This is a genomic window from Aeromonas sp. QDB25 (assembly GCF_027707725.1).
Taxonomy (GTDB): domain Bacteria; phylum Pseudomonadota; class Gammaproteobacteria; order Enterobacterales; family Aeromonadaceae; genus Aeromonas; species Aeromonas caviae.
In genome coordinates this window covers 40,618-48,183 of the sequence record NZ_JAPCIZ010000031.1, presented here as the reverse complement: position 1 = coordinate 48,183, position 7,566 = coordinate 40,618, and the positions used below count along the sequence as shown (strand labels likewise).

8 protein-coding genes are annotated in these 7,566 nt (G+C 61.6%); 4 read left to right on the top strand and 4 right to left on the bottom strand.

From position 1 onward, the window contains the following. The coding region (locus PG883_RS12585; protein WP_032288177.1) for an IS5/IS1182 family transposase at positions 1–246 on the bottom strand (246 nt) is incomplete at its 3' end. 34 nt (positions 247–280) lie between these two features. On the opposite strand from PG883_RS12585, the gene PG883_RS12580 reads away from it, so the two are divergent. Further along, positions 281–724: a hypothetical protein gene (locus tag PG883_RS12580; RefSeq protein ID WP_270807255.1), complete on the top strand. Its 444-nt coding sequence runs from the start codon at positions 281–283 to the stop codon at positions 722–724. Positions 725–738: 14 nt separating this feature from the next. After that, a complete protein-coding gene (locus PG883_RS12575; RefSeq protein ID WP_270807253.1) occupies positions 739–1,413 on the top strand; it encodes a fimbria/pilus periplasmic chaperone in 675 nt (224 codons plus the stop codon). Positions 1,414–1,447: 34 nt separating this feature from the next. Here the strand turns inward: PG883_RS12575 and leuE are convergent, their stop codons facing one another. Beyond that, on the bottom strand, positions 1,448–2,086 hold the full coding sequence (gene leuE, locus PG883_RS12570) for a leucine efflux protein LeuE (protein ID WP_010672336.1): 639 nt from the start codon (positions 2,084–2,086) through the stop codon (positions 1,448–1,450). Between the two features lie 211 nt (positions 2,087–2,297). On the opposite strand from leuE, the gene PG883_RS12565 reads away from it, so the two are divergent. Then, a complete protein-coding gene (locus tag PG883_RS12565; protein ID WP_270807252.1) occupies positions 2,298–3,473 on the top strand; it encodes an MFS transporter in 1,176 nt (391 codons plus the stop codon). 225 nt (positions 3,474–3,698) lie between these two features. Here the strand turns inward: PG883_RS12565 and PG883_RS12560 are convergent, their stop codons facing one another. Together PG883_RS12560 and ftnA are read right to left on the bottom strand one after the other, a co-directional pair. After that, positions 3,699–4,883, bottom strand: a complete 1,185-nt coding sequence (locus tag PG883_RS12560; RefSeq protein WP_200163975.1) for an NAD(P)/FAD-dependent oxidoreductase — start codon at positions 4,881–4,883, stop codon at positions 3,699–3,701. A gap of 162 nt (positions 4,884–5,045) precedes the next feature. After that, complete coding sequence (gene ftnA / locus PG883_RS12555; RefSeq protein ID WP_010672333.1) at positions 5,046–5,570, bottom strand: non-heme ferritin; 525 nt, start codon at positions 5,568–5,570, stop codon at positions 5,046–5,048. Positions 5,571–5,779: 209 nt separating this feature from the next. Between ftnA and PG883_RS12550 the strand changes: the two genes are divergently transcribed. Further along, entirely contained in the window at positions 5,780–7,564 is a 1,785-nt protein-coding gene (locus tag PG883_RS12550; protein WP_319883359.1) for a diguanylate cyclase domain-containing protein, read from the top strand. The last annotated feature ends 2 nt before the right edge of the window (positions 7,565–7,566 follow it).

Below are 7,566 nucleotides of genomic sequence, written 5' to 3'. Positions count from 1 at the left end.
GTACAGAGCATCTTCCATCGCGCCATCGCTCAGGTTGTACCAATGCTGCATGCAGTGAATGCGTAGCATGGTTTCCAGCGGATAAGGTCGCCGGCCATTACCAGCCTTGGGATAAAACGGCTCGATGACTTCCACCATGTTTTGCCATGGCAGAATCTGCTCCATGCGGGACAAGAAAATCTCTTTTCTGGTCTGACGGCGCTTACTGCTGAATTCACTGTCGGCGAAGGTGAGCTGATGACTCATGATGAACCCTTTTTCATGGCTCCAGATGACAAACATGATCTCATATCAGGGACTTGTTCGCACCTTCCATAGCGGCCCCATCAGTGCCGATATGCTGGAAATTTCTATTTCACAGGACAGAGGTTCGCCCTATCGGGGATATTGCACTTTCTATCCGGCAGGCTCCTCAGCTCCTGAACAGGCCGTCCCCATCCCTACCAGGCTGGTATTCGATTCGGTGGCTCATGGCGCGGGTTCACGGCACGCCATTCGCTGCGATCGCACACCGGTGGATATTCGCACCCTCGGAATACAGGACAATCAACCACCACAGGAGTGGAATGATCCCGTCAACGGCCAGGGCATCACCCGGTTTTACAAGCTGGCGCTGGAATTCGACCTGACCGATCCCATGGTGCAGCGCACCATGGGCGACGAGATGTGGGAAGGCGAGGTGGAACAAAGCGGCACCATCACCATCAAGGGGACCTGGCGCTGACCATGGAGTACAACATGCATCGTCTACTTTGGCCCTTGCTGGGCGGCTTGCTGGCCTCACAGGTCGCCGCCCTCGACATCGGCGCCATGACTCTTGCCATGGCGCCAGAGCAGGAGTTCATTACCAGAACCCTGACCAACAACAGTGCTTCACCCAAGCTGTACGACATACAGATGGAAAAAATCAGCGACCCCACGGCTAGAGGCAGGACACTGCCCAGCGTCCCCGGTGAGCTGCTGTTTGCCCCCAGGCGCTTCACCCTGCACGCCAGACATGCCCAGAACGTCAAGTTCTACTACAAGGGGCCCGCCGATGACCATGAGCGTTACTACCGCATCACCTTCACCGAGTCACCAGCAGCCCAGGTGGATGAAGGCAGCCAGACGCAGCACCGGGGAACCGTCGAGGTGAAGCTGGCCCTGCAGTCCATCCTGGTGGTGCGCCCGCGTCAGTCACGTTTTGCATACCAGCTGGACCCGGTACAGAGCGCCATCACCAATACCGGCAACACCTATTTCGAGTTCATGGTGAAACGGGGCTGCCAGCAGGCGGACAGCGAGGCGGACAGCAAGTACCTGCTGCCCGGGGAGACCTACCACAATCCCGGGATCAATCAGCCGGGCAACCAGAAGCTCATCATCTACCAGTCCCGCTTCATCCCGGTGGGCAAGGATTGCTGGCCAGACTAGGTGCCCGACACCGGACGGTCAGCAATCCCCAGGGTCAGGAGGAGAGCGTCGCCAGCCTGGCCGCAAACCCCATGAAGAAGAGGCCGATAAGGCCGTTGCCGAGACGGGCCGCCGTCTGGCGCTGACGGAAAAAGCGGGCCATCAGGGTACCGCCGAAGATCAGCAGGGTCAGGTAGACGAAGCTCATCGCTTCCAGCATGCCAGCCAGCACCAGGTAGGAGATCCAGGTGTGGGCATAGCTGAAGTCGATGAACTGCACGAAGAAAGAGACGTAGAACAGGATCGCTTTGGGATTGGTGAGGCTCAGGGTGAGGGCCTTGGTAAAATAGCGCTCACCGGGATCCATCTCGGACGCCGGTCCCGCCTTTTTGGCGATGAAGTTCGCGTGCAGGATCTTCACCCCCAGATAAAGCAGGTAGATGGCGCCCAGATAGCGCACCAGGGTAAACAGCAATGGGGTAGTGCGAATGAGGGACGCGATCCCCAGATAGGCGCAGAAAATGAGGATGGCATCGCCGACGAAGACGCCGAGGGCGGCGCGATAACCCGGGCCTATGCCGCGCACGGCACCGGTTCGCAGCACGTAGAGGGAGTTCGGGCCCGGGGCGATGATGATGAAGAAGAGACCGACCAGATAGGTCCAGACGTTGATGACACCCAGGCTTTCGAACATGTTCCCTCCATGGCGGGTGATGAGCCGGATAACGGCGGCAGGCCTTCTATACTAATCCGCCCCGCGCCAAGAACAAGATCTGACCAGCCATCCACACGCCGTCAGCATGAACGGCCTGCGCGCCACGCGAACGCAATCCGAGAGTTCGCCCACTTTGGTTATGTCCAGATACGCCGGGATAGGGCATGGTAGAGGGAGTGATCCCCCAGCCATGGACAAGACCTTGAGTACCGACACCCCGATCACCGCCCCGCCCGCGGTGGACAACCCGACTACCACCGCTTATCCGGTGATCGCCGCCATCAGCTTCTCGCACCTGTTGAACGACATGATGCAGTCGGTACTGCTGGCCATCTATCCCCTCCTGAAGCTGGGGCTCGATCTGTCGTTCACCCAGATAGGTCTCATCACCCTCACCTACCAGTTCACGGCCTCGCTGCTGCAACCCCTGATCGGCCTCTATACCGACCGCAGACCCATGCCCTACTCCCTGCCTCTGGGCATGGGCTTCACGCTGGTGGGGCTGCTCTACCTGTCGCAGGCAGGCAGCTTTGGCGCCGTGCTGTTGTCGGCCATGCTGATCGGCATGGGCTCCTCCGTCTTCCACCCTGAATCTTCCCGGGTCGCCCGCATGGCGGCCGGCAACCAGCCTGGTCTGGCCCAGTCTCTGTTCCAGATCGGCGGCAATCTGGGATCGGCCATCGGCCCCCTGCTCGCGGCGCTCATCATCGTGCCGAAGGGACAGGGCAGTGCGGCCTGGTTCTCGTTGTTCGCACTCATCGGGGTCATCGTGCTCAGCTTCGTCGGCCGCTGGTCCAGCCACCATGCCGCCAGCTTCCATCGGCGGATGAGGGCCCATGCTGGCACCGGCCTGAGCCGCCGCCAGATTGGCTGGTCACTGGCTATCCTCGGTCTGCTGATGTTCTCCAAGTTCTTCTACATGGCCAGCCTGAGCAGCTATTACACCTTCTACCTGATGGACAAGTTCCACCTGTCGCTGGAGAGCGCCCAGCTCTATCTGTTCGCCTTCCTGTTTGCCGTCGCGGCGGGGACGGTGCTCGGCGGGCCGCTCGGCGTCGCTCCCTTCACCCTGCTGCTGCCCCACGTCGACCTGTTCTGGACCTCGGTGCTGTCGATCGTCATCGGCCTCATCCTGGCGTCGGCCTTCTCCGCCATCCTGGTCTACGCCCAGGATCTGGTACCCGGCAAGGTCGGCACCATTTCCGGCCTCTTCTTCGGCTTCGCCTTCGGTATGGGAGGGATAGGGGCCGCCCTGCTGGGCAAATTGGCCGATGCCACCAGCATCGAAACCGTCTATCAGGTCTGCGCCTATCTGCCCCTTATTGGCCTGCTGACCGCCTTCCTGCCCAATATCAGGAGAGGCTAGAGGCCAACCGGCAGCCAGCGACCGACCATAAAAAACGCGGCCTGAGCAGGCCGCGTCTGGTTCCATCACTCGGGCCGTCTGACACGGCCCGATCCGCTCGGACTCATCCGCCGAGCCTCTTTGTCAGCAGTACGGCCTCTCCCCCAGCCCGACGACCGGGCCCACTGGAAGTTGTCACCCGAGAGGCCGCTGACGGGACCATTCACAGCATGGATGCGGCATCCCTCAGCAGTACTGGCCTGCCACCCAGCCCGACGACCAGGCCCACTGGAAGTTGTAACCACCGAGCCAGCCGGTCACGTCCACCACTTCGCCGATGAAGTAGAGGCCGGGCACGGTGCGCGCCTCCATGGTCTTGGAGGAGAGCGCGTTGGTATCCACTCCCCCCAGGGTCACTTCGGCGGTGCGATACCCTTCGGTGCCGTTGGGCAGGATCTGCCAATCCCCCAGCAGGGTGGCCACCACCTCCAGCTCCCGTTCGTTGTACTGGCGCATCGGCTTGCTCACCAGCCATCCCAGCTCCACCAGCTTGTCGACGAAACGCTTGGGCAGCTCGCGCCCCAGCACGGTTTTCAGCTCCTGGGCAGGATGGGCCTGGGCCCAGGTCTTGAGGGTCTCTGGAATGTCGAGGTCCGGCAGCAGGTTGATGTGGATCTTCTCCCCCGCCAGCCAAAAAGAGGAGATCTGCAGGATGGCGGGGCCGGAGAGGCCGCGATGGGTGAACAGCATGGCCTCCTTGAAGCGGGTGCCGTCCTCGGCGGTCACCGCCACCGGCAGGCTGACCCCCGCCAGATCGGCGAAGGCCTCCTTGTCGGCCTGATGCAGGGTAAAGGGCACCAGCCCGGCGCGAGTCGGCAACACGGTGAGGCCGAACTGCTCCGCCAGCTTGAAGCCGTAAGGGGTGGCACCGAGTTTCGGCATGGAGAGACCGCCGGTGGCGACCACCAGCGACGAGCAGGCGATCTCCCCCTTGCTGGTGTCGAGCACGAAGCCTTCATCTGTCTTGCTGACGGTGAGGATCTCGGTCTGGAACTGCAGGGTCACGCCAGCCCAGTCGCACTCGGTCAGCAGGATGTCGACGATATCCTTGGCGCTGTCGTCGCAGAAGAGCTGGCCCAGGGTCTTCTCGTGGTAGTTCAGGCCGTGCCTGTCCACCAGATCGATGAAATCCTGCTGGGTATAGCGCGCCAGCGCCGATTTGCAGAAGTGGGGGTTGGCCGAAAGGAAGGCATGGGGACCCGCCTGATGATTGGTGAAGTTGCAGCGACCGCCGCCGCTGATGAGGATCTTGCGGCCCGGCTTCTTGGCGTTGTCGAGCACCAGCACGGAGCGACCCCGGTAGCCAGCCTGGGCCGCACACATCAATCCGGCCGCCCCGGCACCGATCACCACCACATCCACCTGTTTCATCGTCACTCACCCATCAAAAGAAAAACGGCCCCTTTACCTTAAAGGACCGTCATTGTACCCGGCAGACACCAGCACAGCGGTACAAGGACACCTGCAAATAGAAAACGGCCCCTTTACAAGGGGCCGTCATTGTACTGACTGAACACTAAGTGTCCACGACTATCAGGCGTTGCCGTCCATGATGCTGGCCGGGGCGCCCTTGGCCAGCTCGGCCAGCTCCTTGTCGATGAAATAGAGGCCCTTGCCATCCTCGCCCACCAGGCTCAGACGGTCGACGATGCTCTTGAACAGCTTCTCCTCTTCGTGCTGCTCGGCCACGTACCACTGCAGGAAGTTGAAGGTGGAGTAATCCTGGGTGGTGAAGGCGACGTGGGCCAGACCGTTGATGCACTTGGTGATGTGATACTCGTGCTCCAGGGTGGTGCGGAAGATGTCACCCAGGGACTTGAATTCGTGGGGAGGCGCTTCGATGGCCCCCAGTACCGGCATGGCGCCGGTCTCGCTCACGTAGGTGAACAGGCGCTCCATGTGCTGGCGCTCCTCGACCGCATGCTGGCGCAGGAAGGTGGCGGCCCCCTCGAAGCCCTTGTCCTCGCACCAGGCGCTCATCTGCAGGTAGAGGTTGGAGGAATAGAATTCAAGATTAATCTGCTCGTTCAACTTCTCGATCATGGCTTTGGCCAACATGATGATTCTCCACTGTGATTTGCCCACGATTGTCGCCACTGTTGCATCCTGACGCAACCAGAGACAACCGACGCACCCCGCAGTTGCGACGACTTTTCACCTCATCCTCTCCCCCATACGGTTATAGAGAAGCAAAGAAACATGGTGTAGGTGACATCAGCCATTATGATGGCGCCATTGGTCGGGGAAAGGATTCAATGAGATTCATAATGGCACTGGCGCTGCTCTGGATGACCCAGTTACAGGCAGCTCCCTCCTTGCTGAAAGAGGCTGAATTGCAGGCGGTGCGCGATCCCGTCGGCTATCTGCAGCGCCTCGACGCCAGTCCCCAGCAGGATATGGAACTGTTCTACGCCAGGTCCCTGGCCCAGGCAGCCCTTGGCCGCTATCCCCAGGCACAGCGCGACAATGCCCGCGCCCGCGGTCTGGCCAATGCCCAGCAGGAGACCCTGCGCCTGCTCGACTTCCGGTTGCAGCAGATTGCCCTGACCCTGGATGCCGATACGCCGGATCAGGCGCTCGAGCTGCTCACCCAGCTCTGGCCAGCGGTCCGGCATCACCCCAGGCAGGTCTCGGAGTGGCATGCCCTCAACGGGCTCGCCCTCTACCGTACCCAGCAGATGAAAGAGGCGATCCTCGAGCTCAAGACCGCCTATCACCTCAAGCAGAAAGAGCCGGGTTCCGTCCTCTCCACCTTGCAGTGCGGCCGTCTGCTGATGACCCTCGGCAATCTCTATGCGGACCTCAATCTCTACCGTGAGGCCGAGACCTATTATCAGGATGCCCTCGGCCAGATGGTGCAGCTCAACGAACCCAACAGCCAGGCCATCATCCGGGCCAACATGGCCAGGCTCTACATCGACATGGGCCAGCCTGCCAGAGCCAGCCAGTTGCTCGATACCCTGCTGGCCACGCCGAGCCTGTCACCCCACTATCGTGCCATCGTCCTCGGCTACCAGGCCATGGTGTTCAACGCACGGGCGGACTGGCACTCAGCCTGGCGCAGCCTGGAGGAGGCACAAGCCATCTATGACAGGCTGGATAGCCCGCAGGCGGCCTCCCGTCTGACCGAGATCAGGGCAAGAACCCTGCTGGGTCGTGGCGAGAAGCAGCTGGCCCTGCAACTGCTGATGGAGCACACCGCCCCTCTCTCCATGGATGGTCGGGCGATGCAGGCCAGGTTACTGGCCGATCTGGGCCGCTACCCCGAGGCCTACGGGGCCATGACCCGCTACATGCAGTACTACAAGCAGCACTTCAACCAGACCCTGAGCCAGCACGCGGCCGCCTTCCAGGTCGAGATGGATCTGGCTCGCAGCGAGGCCAGCAATCGCGCGCTGCAGCAGGAGAACGAGAACAAGCGCCAGCAACTGCTCTACCAGCAGAGTGCCCGCTACTACCAATTGCTGCTGCTGGTGCTGCTGGCCGTCGCCCTGATCCTGCTCGGGCTCACCACCCGCAGGCTCCACCGCAGCTCGCGCCACCTCTACAAGCTAGCCACCTTCGATCAGCTGACCGGGCTGCCCAACCGACGCGCCCTGCTGGAGAGACTGGGTCAACAGTGGCTGCACGAAACGCCCCTGACCCTGCTCATCATCGACATCGATCACTTCAAGCAGATCAACGACAAGCATGGTCACCAGGCGGGGGATCAGGCTATCCGGCAGTTGGCCAGGGAGCTCAAGAACTGGGCACCGGACCAGCAATTGATCGGGCGCTGGGGCGGGGAAGAATTTCTGGTGGCCATGACCCAGGACGGGGCCACCTGCTGGCGGCTGGCGGAGCAGCTGAGAAGCCGGATCGCCTACCTGGCCGCCCCCCACATGACCATCAGCATCGGAGTGGCGGAACGCTCGACGCAGGATGACAGCCTGAGCCAGCTCATCCATCGGGCCGACATGGCCATGTATCAGGCGAAACGCCAGGGGCGCAACCAGACCGTGCTGGCCCAGTCTCCCCACCTTTCCCCTGAACTGGCCTGCAACGTCGCCTGATG